The organism is Halorussus amylolyticus (assembly GCF_004143485.2).
Taxonomy (GTDB): domain Archaea; phylum Halobacteriota; class Halobacteria; order Halobacteriales; family Haladaptataceae; genus Halorussus; species Halorussus amylolyticus.
Genome location: NZ_ML974138.1, coordinates 100,695 through 115,478 on the forward strand (window position 1 = coordinate 100,695; position 14,784 = coordinate 115,478).

A 14,784-nucleotide genomic window follows, 5' to 3' on the forward strand; every position below is an offset into this window, starting at 1 on the left:
CGTGCGCCCGCCCCGCACCGAGTCCCAGGCGCGCGCCCCCGCCTGCGCGCAGGCGTCAGCGCGCGCGGAGGTACCACGCGATACCGAGCGCGGCGAGGACGACCGCGCCGCCTAAAAAGAAGACGAGTCCAGGCGGGAGTCCGGCCATCGCGTCCGCACTCCCGCCAGCGTCCGCGACCGTGGTCGCGGCCTGCGTCGTCTCCTCGGCAATCGTGGTGGCGGCGTCGGCCTCCTCGGTCGCGATTTCGGTCGCCTCCTCGACCGTCTCGGCCTCCGTGGCGGTCCCGTCGTCCGCCGCGGTGGTGGCGCTATCGTCGCCGTCCGCCGTAGTAGTGGCGCTGTCGTCGCCGTCCGCCGCGGTGGTCGCTCCGGTGTCGTCCCCACCGGAGAGATTCGCGTTCTCGGTGGTCGTCTCGTCCAGCGACTCGCCCTGAAAGTCCCCGCCGTCGGACCCACCACCGGCCTCGCCAGCGAACGTGCCGCCGCCGAAGAGGCGCTGGACGAGGACGCTCGACAGACCGAGGATGCCGAGCGCGCCGAGGAGTCGCGAGAGCGCGGCCTCGACGCCCGGCGTGTCGTCGTCGCTCCCGGCGAACACGACGAGGGGTTTCGCGGCGGGCGCGTACACTTTCATCTCGCGGCCCTTCTCGGAGTAGACGGTGTCAGCGACTTCGACCAGTTCGGCGTCGGTCAGCTTTTCGAGGTGGTACCGGACGTTCTGAATCGACGTGTCGGCGGTCTCGGCGAGCGCCGAGGGACTCGCGGGGTCGTCGTAGAGCGCGGTCAGAATCTCGCGGGCCGTCTCCGACTGGAGCGCGGCGAGCAGGTCGGCGGCGTCCTCGCTGTCCACGCCGATGACGCGAGGGTCGCCGCCGTCCCCGGCGGAGGGGTCCGGAGAGGAGGGGAGCAGGCCAGCCATACCGCGGTGTTTTCCCGTTCGAGTTATAGTTTTGTCCCTGCGGAGTCGGGGTCCGAGCGAAGGTCGACCCGCGACCGAGACGGGGAGAGTGCCCGGCGGGTCGAACTGTAGCCAGATTGTTAGGCCAGCCTAAAACCGAAATCCCTTTTACTATTTAGGTGAGCCTAAAAGTATGCGAGATACCGACGATTCGAGCGACCTGTCGCGCCGCGGCGTCCTGCTCGCGGGTGCGAGCGTCACCGCGACGGCGCTCGCTGGCTGTACCGGCGGCGAGTCCGACGACCAGACGACCGAAGCGGGCGGTTCGGACCCGACGACCGAGGCGACGACCGCGACCGAGAGCGAGGAGACGACGGAAGCCGAGACCGAGGAGGACGAGACCGAGGGGCAGTCGTCGTACACCGTCTCGATGGCCCCGGTCGGCGACGTGACCTTCGACGCCGTGCCCGAGACGTGGGAGGCGTACTTCCCCGGCTACGCCGACATGGGCGTGGCGCTCGGGCAGGCCGACGGCCTCTCGGCGGTCGGTCAGAAGGCGCGGTACTACACGTCCTACTACGACGAACTCGACGGCGTCTCGGTGGACAAAGACGCCCTCGTGGACCTCGTCGGCGACAGCGGCATCGACAAGGAAATCTACTACGAGGTGGACAACGACGTTCACCTCACCGACCCCGAATGGCTGGTGAGCAACGACGCGTTCGGTCTCGACGCCGACGACATCGAGGAAGTCGAGAACGCGGTCGGGCCGTTCGTCGGCAACTCCATCTTCCGGCGGACCGACGAGTGGCACGACTACCGATTCTACACGATGTACGAGGCGTTCGAGAAGGTCGCGCAGGTGTTCCGAAAGGAGGACCAGTACGACGCGTTCGCGTCGTTCCACGACGACTTCGTGGCCGAGATACAGGCCGACCTCCCGAGCGCCGACGCCCGCCCGAACGGACTGCTGTGTTTCGCGGCGTCGGACGAACCCGAGGAGTTCTCGCCGTATCGGCTCACCGACAAGGGGGCCAACAAGAAGCACTTCCGCGACCTCGGCATCTCGGACGCGCTCTCGGGAACAGGCGTCGAGGGGCTGAGCGAGTCGAATCGCGGGCAGATAGACTACGAGACGATGCTCGAAGTAGACCCCGACACGCTGTTCGTCCGGGGTCACGAGACCAAGACCCGCGCGGAGTTCGAGGACACCGTGCTGGCGTTCATGCAGGGCCACAATGTCGCCAGTCAGCTAACTGCGGTCGAGAACGAAGACGTGTACCGCGGCGGTCCCATCTATCAGGGTCCCATTCAGAATCTCTTCCTCACTGAGCGGTTCGCGACACTGCTCTACCCCGACGCCTACTCGGGCGAACTGTTCGACCGCGACGAACTCGCGGCCATCGTCACCGGCGATTTCTGAGCGGTTTTCGACAAATTCGGGCGTTTCGGGGCGTGAAACGATGTTTTTAGGGGCAAGATATATCAGCCGAGGGAGAGAACCGCGGCCCATGTACGAGCGAATCCTCGTCCCGACCGACGGCAGCGAACACATCGAGAAGGTCATGCCCCACGCGCTCGAAGTCGCGGAGCGAGACGACGCGACCATCCACGGTCTGTACGTCTTGGACAAGGGAAGACTCCCCGAACTCGGAGAGGAGATGCGCGACGAGGTCATCAAGAGCTTCGAGCAGACCGGGACGAACGCGCTCGACGACTTTCGCGACCTGGCCGATGCGGCGGGTCGAGACGTGGTGACGGCGACCGCGGAGGGGAAGGCCTCGGAGAAAATCGTAGAGTACGCCGACGAGAACGACATCGACCTGATAGTGATGGGCACCCACGGCAGGACCGGCATCCGACACGCGCTGCTCGGAAGCGTGGCCGAGAAGGTCGTGCGACACTCGTCGGTTCCGGTGCTGATGGTGAACGTCGACCGCGAGGAGTGACCGCGTCAGCGACGGTCGGACACGCTCACGCGCCGAGCGCCGACGAGACCAGCGTGTAGCCGCCGAGCGCGACCGCGAACGCCGAGACCAGCGCACCGACCCACGCGACCGCGGTGAACCCGATTTTGCGCGCAGAGATGCCGTCCGTGCCAGCGACCAGACCGCTCCCGATGACGCTCGAAATGATGATGTTGTTGAGCGAGATGGGAAAGCCGAGCAGAATTCCGGTCTGAGTGATGACGAACGCCGAGACGAGCGCCGCGATGGAGCGCCGAGAGCCGAGGTCGGCGTACTCGCGGGCGACCGCGTGGAGGATTCTGGGCGCGCCGGTGAGCGCGCCGGCCAACAATCCGACCGCGCCAGCCAGTAGGACGACGGTCGGCGAGACCGGGAGCGCACCCCCGGTGAGCGGTTCGACCGGACCCGTCGCGAGACCGATTTGACTCCCGCCGCTCGAAAACGACACGAGCGCGCCGAGACCGAGGAGGAACCGACGTACCGCTCGGTCCACCGATTCGCGAGCCATCGCGTACACGCCGCCGAACAGCGCACCACCGAGAGCGAGCGAGACCACGAGCGTGAGGAGGTCGGGTGGACCACCTCCGGCAAGCGGTGGACCGAGCGGTATACTCGCCGCGGCCGCGTTCGCAAGCGTCGGTCGCTCGCCCGACGGCACGGGGACGACGGTGAGCGAGACGTTCGCGAGGAGAACGCCGACGAGTCCGGCGAGGCCCGAGACGGCCCACTCGGTCGGAACCGCGTCGTGGCGCAGTATCCACGCCGTGGTGAACGAGATGGCGACCCCGAGCGGCGGGACGAGCAGCCAGAACGTCGCGAGCTGGCGGTACGTTCCCATCGCGGGGTCGCCTCCGAGACCGAGACCGACGCCGACGACCGCGCCCGTAGTCGCGAACGCCGCCGGGATGGGGTAGCCCGTCACGACCCCGATGGCGATGAATATCGCCGCGGTGAGGAGACCGACCGCCGACGCGAGCGGCGTGAGTTCGACGCCGCGAACGAGGTCCTCGCCGACCGTCGCGGAGACGCTCCCGCCCTGCGCGACGGCTCCGAGCGATGCGAAGACGCCGACCAGAACCGCGGCGCGCATCACCGGGACCGCGTTCACGGCCACCGCGGGCGCGAGCGGCGGCGACGTGCTGCTCGCGCCGAGCGCCCACGCGAGCGCGAGTCCCGCGACCACGGCGAGCACGACCACCACGAGGCCCGACATATCTATCGGTTGATTCACCAGTGGGAAAGGACGTTCGGTGTGACACGGCAGAGTATGGACTGCAGAGCTACGCCGTTCGCTCCGTCAGCCACTCGTAGACGCCATCGCCGATTTCGGCGATAGCGTCGGAGCCGTCCGCCCCGGCTTCGAGTTCGTCGGCGAAGACCGCGAAGACCAGCGGCGTTTCAGAATCGGAAATCGAGACGTACCCCGCGTCGAGCGCCGCGCTCGGGACCGACCCGGTCTTGTGAGCGACGGTCGTCTCGAACGGGAGGTAGCGCGGGAACGACCCGGTGTACTTCTGCTCGGCGAGCGGGACCGTCATTCGGTCGTAGGCGTCCGACGAGAGGGTCGCCTCGTGGACGAGGTCGGCGAAAAAGCGAGCGCAGTCGGCGGGAGTGGTCGCGTTCGCGGGTTCGCCCTCGGGCCACTCACCGGTGATTTCGAGGTCGTTGTCGCCGAGGGTCGCCATCATCTTCCGCCGGAGGCGGGTGTCGTCCATGCCGATTCGGCTCGCGGCGTCTTCGACGCGCTCCATTCCAACCTCGTCGATGAGTTCGTTGGTCGCGGCGTTGTCACTGATGGAAATCATCGCCCGCGCGAGGTCGTCGAGCGACGGCCGGGGGTCCGAGAGGAGGTGAAACAGACCGCTCCCGGCGACTCGGTTTTCCGGCGCGATTTCGCGCGGTCGGTCCAGTTCGGCGAGATTCCCGTCGTACTTCTCGTAGAGCGCGTAGAGGATGGCGATTTTGATAACGCTCGCGCTGGTGAACGTCTCGTCGGCGTTCGCGCGGTAAACGACATCGAAGTCGTCGGGTCCGCGCGGAAAGCCCAGAAAGACGCCGAGGCGACCGTCGAGTTTCTCGGCGTACGAGTCGAGGTGGGCGACGAGGTCCGATTCGGTCTCGATTGGCGCGCGGTCGGGCCTCATCCTCGACGCACCTCCTCGCGGCCGGGGAACTCGGTCCGAATCGCCTCAGCGAGCAGTTCGGTCGCCTCGTTCGCGTCGGCGAGCGAGAGCGTCTCGACCGGCGAGTGGGTGTACCGACACGGAACCCCGACGGCCCCGGCGTGTCTGCCGCCCCGGACTTGCTGGAGTTCGGTGGCGTCGGTCGTCCCGCGAATCATGACCGCGTGCTGAACGTCGATATCGCGGGCCTCGGCGGCGTCGGTCAGCCACGTCCGGGTCTGGCGGTCCACCAGCACGCCGTTGAACAGGTACTCGGAGGTGCCGTCGCCGAACTCCACCACGGGTCCGGCGTCGAGTTCGACGCCGGGGCCGTCGTCGCCGCCAGCGGGGTAGTCGTCGGCCGGGAAGATGTCGAGCGCGATAGCCACGTCGGGATTGACGGAGTACCCCGCGGCGCGCGCCCCCCGGAGGCCGACCTCCTCCTGCACCGTGGCGACGTAGTGAATCGTGGCGTCCGCCGGGTCGTCGGCCGCCGCCTCGCTTCGAGCGAGCGCGAGGAGCATCGCGAGTTCGACCCGGTCGTCGAGCGCCCGGCCCGCGATTAGGTCGTTGGCGAGTCGCGTCACCTCGCGGTCCCACGTCGCGTGGTCGCCGGGTTCTATGTTCAGGTCGGCGACCCCCTCGCGGGTGGTCGCGCCCACGTCAACGACCAGATTCTCGGCGAGCGACTCCTTCTCGTCGTCGCTCATCAGGTGGCGGGACTTGGGGCCGATGACACCCGGCACGCCGTCGGGCCCGACTCGGACCTGCTGGCCGGGGAAGTTCCCCTTGTAGTGGCCGCCGAGCATCGTGTACTCCAGAAAGCCGTCGTCGGTGACGCCGTCCACGAGCATCGCGAGTTCGTCGGTGTGGGCCGCGAGCATGAGTTCGGGCGCGTCGGGGTCGCCCTCGCTGGTGGCGACGACGTTCCCCATCTCGTCGTACGATACCGAATCGACGTAGGGTTCGACGAGGTCGGCAAATTCGTCCGCGACGGGGTACTCCGCGCCCGGCGGTCCGCGCGCCGCGACGAGTCGTTCGAGGTCTTCGAAGTCGATTGCAGGGTCGGTCATCTCGTGGCACGTCTCGTCGGAAGGGGATAATTTCTCGGGAACGACTCGCACGCTGCCGGAGGTGGTTCGACGGCCCATCGACACCCCCCGGATGCTAGGACAACCGTTTTTACCCACCTTCCACCTCCCCTCCGTATGGACGTTTCCGCGCGAAAATCCCGGCTTCTCAGCCACGCCAATTCGCTCCTCTCGGAGTTCGACACGCCAGTCTACGCCTTTTGGGAGGAAGACCTTCGGCGAAACTACCGCGAGGTCCGGTCGGCGCTCGACGACCACTACCCGGATTCCGAGATTCACTTCGCGGTGAAATCGAACTACAACCTCGGCGTGCTGTCGGTCCTCCGCGACGAGGGGTGTCACGCCGAAGCCTACGCCCGGTGTGAACTCTCGGCGACACAGGCCGCGGGGTTCGACCCCGCCGACGTGCTGTTGACCGGGATGAATCGCCCGACCGACGACGTGGAGCGCGCGCTCGATGCGGGCGTCGAGCAGTTCCTCGTGGACAACGCGACCGAGTTGGAGAAGATTCGCGAGGCGGTCGGAACAGTCGAACCCGAGCGACGGCCGAAGGTGCTGATTCGGGGGAACCCCGCGATGGAGGTCCCCACACACCCCGACGTGGCGACCGCGACCCGCGAGAGCAAGTTCGGTCTCGACATCGAATCGGGGCGGGCGCTCACGGTCGCGCGAGCGGCCGCCGACGCTCCCGAGGTCGAACTCGCGGGCGTCCAGTTGCACGTCGGGAGCCAGATTCGCGGCGTCGAACCCTACGCGGTCGCGGCCCGCGAGATGCTCGCATTTGCGGCGACCGTGCGCGACGAGACCGGCGTCGAAATCGACGTGCTCGACCTCGGCGGCGGCTTTCCGGTGCCCTACGACGAGGCGGTTCCGGAGACCGACGCAATCGTGGCGACGATGGCCGACGCGGTTCGGGAGTCGGCGGCCGCCCACGACCTCGCGGAACCGACGCTGTTCGTCGAACCCGGTAGGCGACTCGTCGGGAACTCGGGCACCCTGCTCGCTGAGGTGGGCGTCCGCAAGGAGACGCCCCACGCGACCTTCGCGGTTCTCGACGCCGGAACGAACGCGGTTTCCTCCCACTGGCCGTACCCGATTTACGCGGTTTCGGACGCCGAACCGACCACCGAGTACGACGTGGCGGGACCGCTGTGTTACACCGGCGACGTGATTCAGGAGGGCGTCGCCCTGCCCGAACTCGAACGCGGGGACGTGCTCGCAATCGACCGCATCGGAGCCTACTCGCTCGGGAGCGCGAGCCACACCAACGCCGAACCCAAGCCCGCGGTCGCGCTGGTCCGCGAGTCGGGCGAAGTCGAGACGATTCGGGAGCGCGAGACGTGCGCCGACGTGTTCGGAAACGACCGCGTTCCCGCCGACCTCCGGGAGCGAAAGCGTTGAGTCGGGGGCGTTCGAAGTCAGCGCGAATGCGACGGCTTCCCACGTCCGGCGGCGGACTCGAAACGGGTAGCGGAGGCGGGGTCGGACGGTGGCTCGCGGGACTCGTTCCCGACCCGGTCGCGCTCCGCGCGCTCGCGGTCGAGGTCCGGGGACCCGAGACGGTGACGGTCGGCGAGCCTGCCCGGTTCGTCGTCACGGTCAGAAATCGACTGCCAGCCACGGTGTCGGTGACGCTCCCCACGCCGCAGGTCTGGGGGTGGCGCGTGGACGATGCGCCCGAGGCCGACGAGCGAGGGTTCGAACCGCCCGAGGCCACCCGGCCGGTAACGTTCGGCCGGAGAGAGCGCCGCGAGTTCGCGGCGGTGTGGGACGGCCGAATCCGTCGGTCGGACACCGACGGAAACGTCTGGGTCGCGCGCCCGGGAACCCACCAGTTTACGGGGTACTTCGCGGCCGAGAAGTGGGAGCAGCGCGGCCTCTACGACCGCTGTGAGGTCCGCGTCGTGGAGTCGCGATAGGGACACTAGTATGATAGGGCTCACTTATTTACCCCCATTCTCCTTGCTATTCGACATCACGGTACGTACAGACCGTAGACAAAACCATGAGTGACAAACGCTCCACAATCGACAGAAGAAAGTTCCTCGCGACTTCCGGCCTGCTGGGCGGGACGCTGCTCGCTGGCTGCTCGGGAGGTACCGACGACCAGGACGCGACCACCGAGGGACCGTCCGGAACGACCGCAAGCGACGACGGCAGTGAAACGACCGCGAGCGAGAGCGGCGACGACTCCTCCGGCGGGCAGGGCGGCACCTTCATCGGGACGACCGCCGAAGACGCGCCGACGCTCGACCCCCGGATGAACGAACTCGCGTGGGTGAACGACTTCCTCCACTACGTGTTCGACACGCTCTACGTCATGAGCCCCGACGGGTCGGAGTTCCAGCCCCACCTCGCGTCGGACCAGCCCCAGCAGGAGGACGAGACCACGTACGTCATCCCGCTCGAAGAGGGCGTGACGTTCCACGACGGGTCGGAACTCACCGCCGAAGACGTTGCCTACTCGATAAACTGGATTCTCGACTCCGACAACGCCTCGCCGAACCGCGCCAACCTCGACTTCATCGACGAAGTCGAGGCGTCGGGCGACTACGAGGCGACGTTCCACCTCAACAATCCGTTCGCGCTGTTCCAGTTGACGCTCGCGGGCATGCAGGCCGCTGTCGTCCCGAAGGCCATCGCCGACGAGCAGGGCCCCGACGAGTTCGGAGAGAACCCGGTCGGGACGGGGCCGTTCCAGTTCGAAGAACAGTCGTCGTCCTCGCACGTCGCGCTCACGAAGTACGAGGACTACTTCGTCCACGAGCCGAACCTCGACGGCATCCGTCAGCGCATCATCCCGGAGGCAGAGGTCCAGTACGTCGAACTCGCGACCGGCGGTGCCCACCAAGCGTCGGTGCCGAAGAATCTGCTCGGTCGGGCACAGTCCGAGAGCGGCGTCGAGATGAAGCGGCTCTCGCAGTTCGACTACAACGGGCTCATCTTCAACTCGATGCGCGAGCCGTTCGACGACGTTCGGGTGCGCGAAGCGATGCAGTACCTCGTGGACTACGAGGAGATTATCAGTTCGACCACGGGCGAACTCGGCAAGCAGTCCTACGGCTTCATGCCCCAGGGCGTCAACGAGAGCTGGGACTTCCCGTGGGAGGAGTGGCGCGACGAGTACTACCCCGAACAGGACCACGAACAGGCCCAGAGCCTGCTCGACGAAGCGGGCTACGGCGACGGCTTCGGGAAGACGATAACCATCTCGTCGCTCGCCAGTTCGAAGTTCAAGAACATGGCGATTATCCTCCAGAACCAGCTCAACGAAATCGGCGTGGACGCCGAGGTCAAAGAGGTCACCACCGGCCAGTGGCTCGAGGAGCTCGATTCGGGCGAGTACGACGTGAACATCTACGGCTGGTCCGGCGGTCAGGACCCCGACGGGTTCTTCTACTACCTGTTCCGCGACCTCCGCAACGACGAGGGCGGCCTGAACGACGGCGTCGAGGGCAACGCGTCGGCTGGCTTCCTCTACCAGGCGGAAGACTCCGACGAGCTACAGGACGTGGACCAGAAGATACGCGACGCCCGCGAAATCGTGGACCAGGACGAGCGCCGCGAGATGTACATCGACATCGCCGAAACGTGGCAGTCGAAGTACCCCCACATCCCGGCGTTCTCGGAGCAGAGCGCAGTGGCGTGGAGTTCGAGCGTGCAGGACTACGAGCCGAGTCAGTTCGCGTCCCAGCCGCTCTGTAACTACTGGTCGAACGCCTACATCCAAGAGTAGCGTCTCGACCACCCCATTATAAATTGTAGACGGAAATGAAGAGCAACCGCCGAACGAACTGAGACACATGAGTTTGTACAGATACACGATACGGAGACTACTGCAGATTATTCCGGTTCTGTTCGGAGTGTTCACGCTCACGTTCGTGATGGTTCACTCCATGCCGGGGAATCCAGTCCGGATACTTCTCGGCGTGAGCCCGAGCCAACAGCTCGCCGACGAACTGATACGCCAGTACGGCTTCGACCAGCCGCTCTGGAAACAGTACCTCGATTACCTCTGGCGACTGCTCCAAGGCAACATCGGTGAATCGTTCACCCGAAACCGCCCGGTCATGGAACTGATGCTCGAACGGATGGGACCGACGGTGGTGCTGATGGGCGTGTCGTACCTCATCGCGCTCCCGACCGCCCTGCTGTTGGGCGTGTACGCGGCCGCCCGGCACAACCGGATGGGCGACCACGTCTCGCGGTTCCTCGGACTCGCCGGCCTCTCGACGCCGAACTTCTGGCTCGGCCTGATGCTGATATTCCTGCTGTCCTACGAGTTCAGCATCTTCCCGGCGTCGGGGTACGTCTCCCCGTTGGAAGACCCCGTCGCGTCCGCGAGACACCTCGTGCTGCCGATACTCACGCTCGCGACCGCACAGACCGCGACCCTCATGCGAATGACGCGTTCGAGCATGGTCGAGGAGCTATCGCAGGACTACGTCGAGACCGCGCGTGCGTTCGGCCTGCCCGAGCGACGCATCCTGCTCCGGCACGCGTTCCGGAACGCGCTGTTGCCGCTCATCACCATCATCGGACTCCAGCTTTCGTTCCTGCTCGACGGGAGCGTGGTCGTCGAACAGATATTCGCCATCCCCGGCATGGGACGGCTCGGTTACAACGGACTGCTCGACCAGGACTACGGCATCATCATCGGCCTCAACATCTTCTTCGCCGTGCTGTTCCTGATAGGAGTCCTGCTGACCGACCTCGCGTACGCCTACATCGACCCGAGAATCAGATATGACTGAGGACAAATCATGAGTTCGGAAAGTTCGACCGCCACGAACACCGAGTTCGAAGCCGAAAGCGGAATCGTCGCGACGCTCAAGGAGCTACGGTACAGTCCGACGGCGGTGTCGGGCGGGTTCATCGTCGCCATCCTCATCGGGATGGGGCTGTTCTCGACTATCGACCTGTACGTGTTCGACAAACAGCTCATCACCGCGCTGCTCGCCGACCCCCACGAGATGGACCAGATAAACGCCTACGCCCCGCCGTCGGCCTCGCACCCGATGGGCACCGACCAGTTCGGCAGAGACGTGTTCGCTCGCGTCATCTACGGGAGCCGAATCGCGCTCGCCATCGGTCTCATCGCGGTCGGCATCTCGTTCGTCGGCGGCGTCCTCATCGGGGCGTTCGCCGCGTACAGCGGCGGCTACACCGACGACGTGCTGATGCGACTCATCGAGGTGCTGTACTCGATTCCGGGTCTCGTGCTGGCGATGACGCTGATGGCCATCATGGGCGCGAGCATCTACAACCTCTTTTTCGCCTACGGCATCATCGGCATCCCCGCGTACGCGCGGGTGATGCGTTCTGAGGTGCTGTCCATCCGCGAGGAGGAGTACGTGGACGCCGCCCGCGCCGCGGGGCTTCCGACCTACAAGATTCTCCTGCGCGAAATCATCCCGAACGGCTTCGCCGCGGTGCTGGTGCAGGCGACCCTCTCGCTCGGGGGCGTCATCATCGGCGCGGCCGCGCTGTCGTTCCTCGGATTCGGCGTCCAGCCCCCGACCGCGTCGTGGGGCCGGATGCTCAACACGGCCCAGGAGGCGCTGCTCATCGCGCCGTGGGTCGCGGCGTTCCCCGGCCTGATGATATTCCTGACCGTGATGGGGTTCAACATGCTCGGCGACGGTCTGCGCGACGCGATGGACCCCAAGACCTCGCTCAAGAACAGCTACGACGAAGACAATCTGCCGGTTCCGGGTGCCGACGACTCGGGCACCCGCACGCAGACGGCCGTGGACGACCCGACGAGTCCCAACATCGACCTGCAGGACGGAGGTGACGACTGATGGCGCTACTCGAAGTCGAAGACCTGAGAACGTACTTCTACACCGAAGAGGGAATCGTACAGGCCGTGGACGGCGTGAGCTTCGAAGTCGAGCGCGGCGAGACGCTCGGTCTCGTCGGCGAATCCGGGGCTGGCAAGTCCGTCGCGGTCAAGAGCCTGCTCGGCCTGATTCGGCCGCCGGGCCACGTCGTGGACGGTTCGGTCCGATTCAAGGGCGACGACCTCACGGAGTACTCCGAAGCTCAGCTTCGGAATCAGGTCCGGGGCACCGAAATCTCGGTTATCTTCCAGGACCCGATGTCCGCGCTGAATCCGGTGTTCACGGTCGGAACTCAGATTTCCGAAATCATCGAGCACCACCGCGACGTGACCCACGAGGCGGCGTGGTCTCGGGCGGTCGAACTGCTCGACGACGTCGGGATTCCCGACCCCGCCGAGCGCGCCGACCAGTACCCCCACGAGTTCTCGGGCGGGATGCAACAGCGCGCGCTCATCGCGATGGCGCTGTCCTGTGAACCCGACCTCATCATCGCCGACGAGCCGACCACCGCGCTTGACGTGACGATTCAGGCCCAGATTCTCGACCTGTTCGACGACATCAAGACGAAGTACGACACGAGCATGATATACGTGACCCACGACCTCGGGGTGGTCCGGGAGGTGTGCGACCGCGTCTCGGTGATGTACCTCGGCGAAATCGCCGAGAGCGCGCCCTACGAGGAGCTGTACCGGAATCCCAAGCACCCCTACACGCAGGCGCTCCTGCGCTCGACGGTGAGCGCCGACCGCCGAACCGAGGACTTGGACCCCATCGAGGGGTCGATGCCGAGCGCGATTCACCCGCCGTCTGGATGCCGGTACCGAACCCGGTGTCCGGTCGCGTTCGAGGACTGCTCGCGGGGCGAACCCCCGCGATTCGACGTGGGACCCGACCACGACGCGGCGTGTCTGCACTACGGCGATGGCGGCGACGGCGACCCCAAGCTCCACGAGACGGGGCGACCCGGAACGGGCGTCGGCGGGACCGGAGGTGACCGATGAGTTCGACCGTCGAGCGCCGCCGCGAGGACGCCGACCAAGCCCTGCTCAGCGTCGAGGGACTGAAGACCCACTTCCCGGTCAACACCGGTGTCCTCGACTCCATCAAGTTCGACCGGAGTCGGGACGGCCTGCCGTTCACCGTGGACGATTCGAGCGTGAAGGCAGTGGACGGCGTGAACTTCGACCTCCACGCGGGCGAGACGCTCGGCGTCGTCGGCGAGTCCGGGTGCGGAAAGTCCACGCTCGCCCGGACAGTGGTCGGTCTCGAAGACCCGACCGATGGAATAATTCGGTTCGACGGCCGGGACGTGACCGAGTTCGACAAGGAGGACGAGCGGTGGTTCCGCGAGAACGTCCAGATGGTGTTTCAGGACCCGATGAGTAGTCTGAACCCCCGCCGGAAGGTGGGCGAGATAATCGCCGACCCCCTCGAAGCCGCGGGCCGACCCAAAGAAGAGCGCGAGAGCCGCGCGATGGAACTGCTCGAACAGGTCGGACTGGAGAGCGATTACTACGGTCGGTACCCCCACGAGTTCTCGGGCGGCCAGCGCCAGCGCATCAACCTCGCGCGGGCGCTGTCCATCAATCCGGACCTCGTTATCGCCGACGAGCCGGTCAGCGGGCTGGACATGTCGGTGCAGGCCCAGATTCTCAGTCTGATGAACGACCTGCAGGACGAGTACGGCCTGACGTACCTGTTCATCACTCACGACCTCGGGGTCATCCGGAACATGGCCGACCGAGTCGCGGTGATGTACGTCGGCGACTTCGTGGAGACAGGGCCGACCGAGCAGTTGTTCACCGAACCCCACCACCCCTACACGCGGTCGCTCCTCGACGCGGTGCCGAACCCGAATCCCGACACGACCGGCGTGGTCGCGGAGTTGAAGGGCGACGTGCCGAGTCCGACCAATCCGCCGTCGGGGTGTAAGTTCCACACCCGGTGTCCGGCGTTCGTCCTGCCCGACGGCTTCACTGAGGAGGGCTACGCCGAGTTCGCTGAGTTCAGGGACGACGTGGTCGCCCGAGACCTCGACGCCGACGGGTCGCCCGAGGTCGTGGTCGAGTCGTACTTCGACCGGAACCTCCCCGGCGATGCGCGCCGGGCGGTCCTGAACGCGGTCGAAGCCGCCCAGAAGGGCGAGTGGAACGGGGCGCTCGAATCGCTCGAAGCCCACGAGTCGCCCTGCGATTCGGTGAAACCCGAATTGGAGCAGATTTCGGGACCGACACACCACTCCGCGTGTCACCTCCCGGCCGACGAGCGCGAGGCGTTCGAGTGGTGACCGACCCAATCGACCACCTCACCGACTTGGAGGGCGCGAGCGTCTCGGCGCTCGCGCGCGACGAGGACGGTACAGTCCTCGCGAGCCACGACCCCGACCGGGCGCTCGCGCCCGCGTCGAACACGAAGCTGATTACCTCGGCGCTCGCGCTCGACGCGCTCGGTCCCGACTACCGATTCGAGACCCGCGTCGAGGGGTACGGGTCGCTCGAATCGGGTCCGAGCGATAGCCGTCGAGACGCGTCGCGTCTCGACGGCGACCTCGTGGTGGTGGGGTCGGGCCACCCCGACCTCGACCGCGACGACCTCGCCGAACTCGCCGGGAGCGTCGGCGCGGAGTTCGACGAAATCCGGGGCGACCTGCTGCTCGACGCGAGCCGATTCGGCGACGGCCAACTCGGTCCGGGGTGGACGTGGGGCGACCAGCGATACTACTACGGAGCCAGAAGCACCGCAATCGCGCTCGAAAAGAACCTCCTCACGGTCGAGATTTCCGGGCCAGAGTTTGAGAGCGATTCGTGGGGCGGGGGCGGGGCC

The 14,784-nt window shown here is 66.3% G+C and carries 14 protein-coding genes; 10 read left to right on the forward strand and 4 right to left on the reverse strand.

Going from position 1 to position 14,784, the window contains the following annotated elements; all coding sequences use genetic code 11:
- Window positions 1–55: 55 nt before the first annotated feature.
- Window positions 56–919, reverse strand: a complete 864-nt coding sequence (locus EKH81_RS15260) for an ArsR/SmtB family transcription factor (protein WP_162224645.1) — start codon at window positions 917–919, stop codon at window positions 56–58.
- A 172-nt stretch (window positions 920–1,091) separates the two neighbouring features.
- On the opposite strand from EKH81_RS15260, the gene EKH81_RS15265 reads away from it, so the two are divergent.
- Both EKH81_RS15265 and EKH81_RS15270 read left to right on the forward strand, forming a co-directional pair.
- A complete protein-coding gene (locus EKH81_RS15265) occupies window positions 1,092–2,321 on the forward strand; it encodes an ABC transporter substrate-binding protein (RefSeq protein ID WP_132058831.1) in 1,230 nt (409 codons plus the stop codon).
- Between the two features lie 88 nt (window positions 2,322–2,409).
- Entirely contained in the window at window positions 2,410–2,847 is a 438-nt protein-coding gene (locus EKH81_RS15270; protein WP_132058832.1) for a universal stress protein, read from the forward strand.
- Between the two features lie 25 nt (window positions 2,848–2,872).
- On the opposite strand, the gene EKH81_RS15275 is transcribed toward EKH81_RS15270, so the two are convergent.
- From EKH81_RS15275 to EKH81_RS15285, 3 genes are all read right to left on the reverse strand, one after another.
- A complete protein-coding gene (locus tag EKH81_RS15275) occupies window positions 2,873–4,078 on the reverse strand; it encodes an inorganic phosphate transporter (protein WP_132058833.1) in 1,206 nt (401 codons plus the stop codon).
- A 67-nt stretch (window positions 4,079–4,145) separates the two neighbouring features.
- Window positions 4,146–5,009, reverse strand: a complete 864-nt coding sequence (locus tag EKH81_RS15280; RefSeq protein WP_132058834.1) for a serine hydrolase — start codon at window positions 5,007–5,009, stop codon at window positions 4,146–4,148.
- Window positions 5,006–6,100: a M42 family metallopeptidase gene (locus tag EKH81_RS15285; protein WP_132058835.1), complete on the reverse strand. Its 1,095-nt coding sequence runs from the start codon at window positions 6,098–6,100 to the stop codon at window positions 5,006–5,008. The genes EKH81_RS15280 and EKH81_RS15285 overlap by 4 nt, the downstream gene beginning before the upstream one ends.
- Window positions 6,101–6,235: 135 nt before the next feature.
- On the opposite strand from EKH81_RS15285, the gene lysA reads away from it, so the two are divergent.
- The 8 genes from lysA to EKH81_RS15325 form a co-directional block, all read left to right on the forward strand.
- Window positions 6,236–7,519 (forward strand): diaminopimelate decarboxylase, encoded by a 1,284-nt coding sequence (gene lysA, locus EKH81_RS15290; protein ID WP_132058836.1) that lies wholly within the window; start codon window positions 6,236–6,238, stop codon window positions 7,517–7,519.
- A gap of 26 nt (window positions 7,520–7,545) precedes the next feature.
- Window positions 7,546–8,037, forward strand: a complete 492-nt coding sequence (locus tag EKH81_RS15295; RefSeq protein WP_132058837.1) for a DUF7974 family protein — start codon at window positions 7,546–7,548, stop codon at window positions 8,035–8,037.
- Window positions 8,038–8,123: 86 nt separating this feature from the next.
- A complete protein-coding gene (locus EKH81_RS15300; RefSeq protein ID WP_132058838.1) occupies window positions 8,124–9,854 on the forward strand; it encodes an ABC transporter substrate-binding protein in 1,731 nt (576 codons plus the stop codon).
- A 67-nt stretch (window positions 9,855–9,921) separates the two neighbouring features.
- A complete protein-coding gene (locus EKH81_RS15305; protein WP_132058839.1) occupies window positions 9,922–10,872 on the forward strand; it encodes an ABC transporter permease in 951 nt (316 codons plus the stop codon).
- Between the two features lie 9 nt (window positions 10,873–10,881).
- On the forward strand, window positions 10,882–11,922 hold the full coding sequence (locus EKH81_RS15310) for an ABC transporter permease (RefSeq protein ID WP_238392207.1): 1,041 nt from the start codon (window positions 10,882–10,884) through the stop codon (window positions 11,920–11,922).
- Window positions 11,922–12,962: an ABC transporter ATP-binding protein gene (locus tag EKH81_RS15315; RefSeq protein WP_132058840.1), complete on the forward strand. Its 1,041-nt coding sequence runs from the start codon at window positions 11,922–11,924 to the stop codon at window positions 12,960–12,962. Before EKH81_RS15310 ends, EKH81_RS15315 begins: the two co-directional genes overlap by 1 nt.
- On the forward strand, window positions 12,959–14,248 hold the full coding sequence (locus tag EKH81_RS15320; RefSeq protein WP_132058841.1) for an ABC transporter ATP-binding protein: 1,290 nt from the start codon (window positions 12,959–12,961) through the stop codon (window positions 14,246–14,248). Before EKH81_RS15315 ends, EKH81_RS15320 begins: the two co-directional genes overlap by 4 nt.
- The coding region (locus EKH81_RS15325; protein ID WP_202935167.1) for a D-alanyl-D-alanine carboxypeptidase at window positions 14,245–14,784 on the forward strand (540 nt) is incomplete at its 3' end. The genes EKH81_RS15320 and EKH81_RS15325, both read left to right, overlap by 4 nt.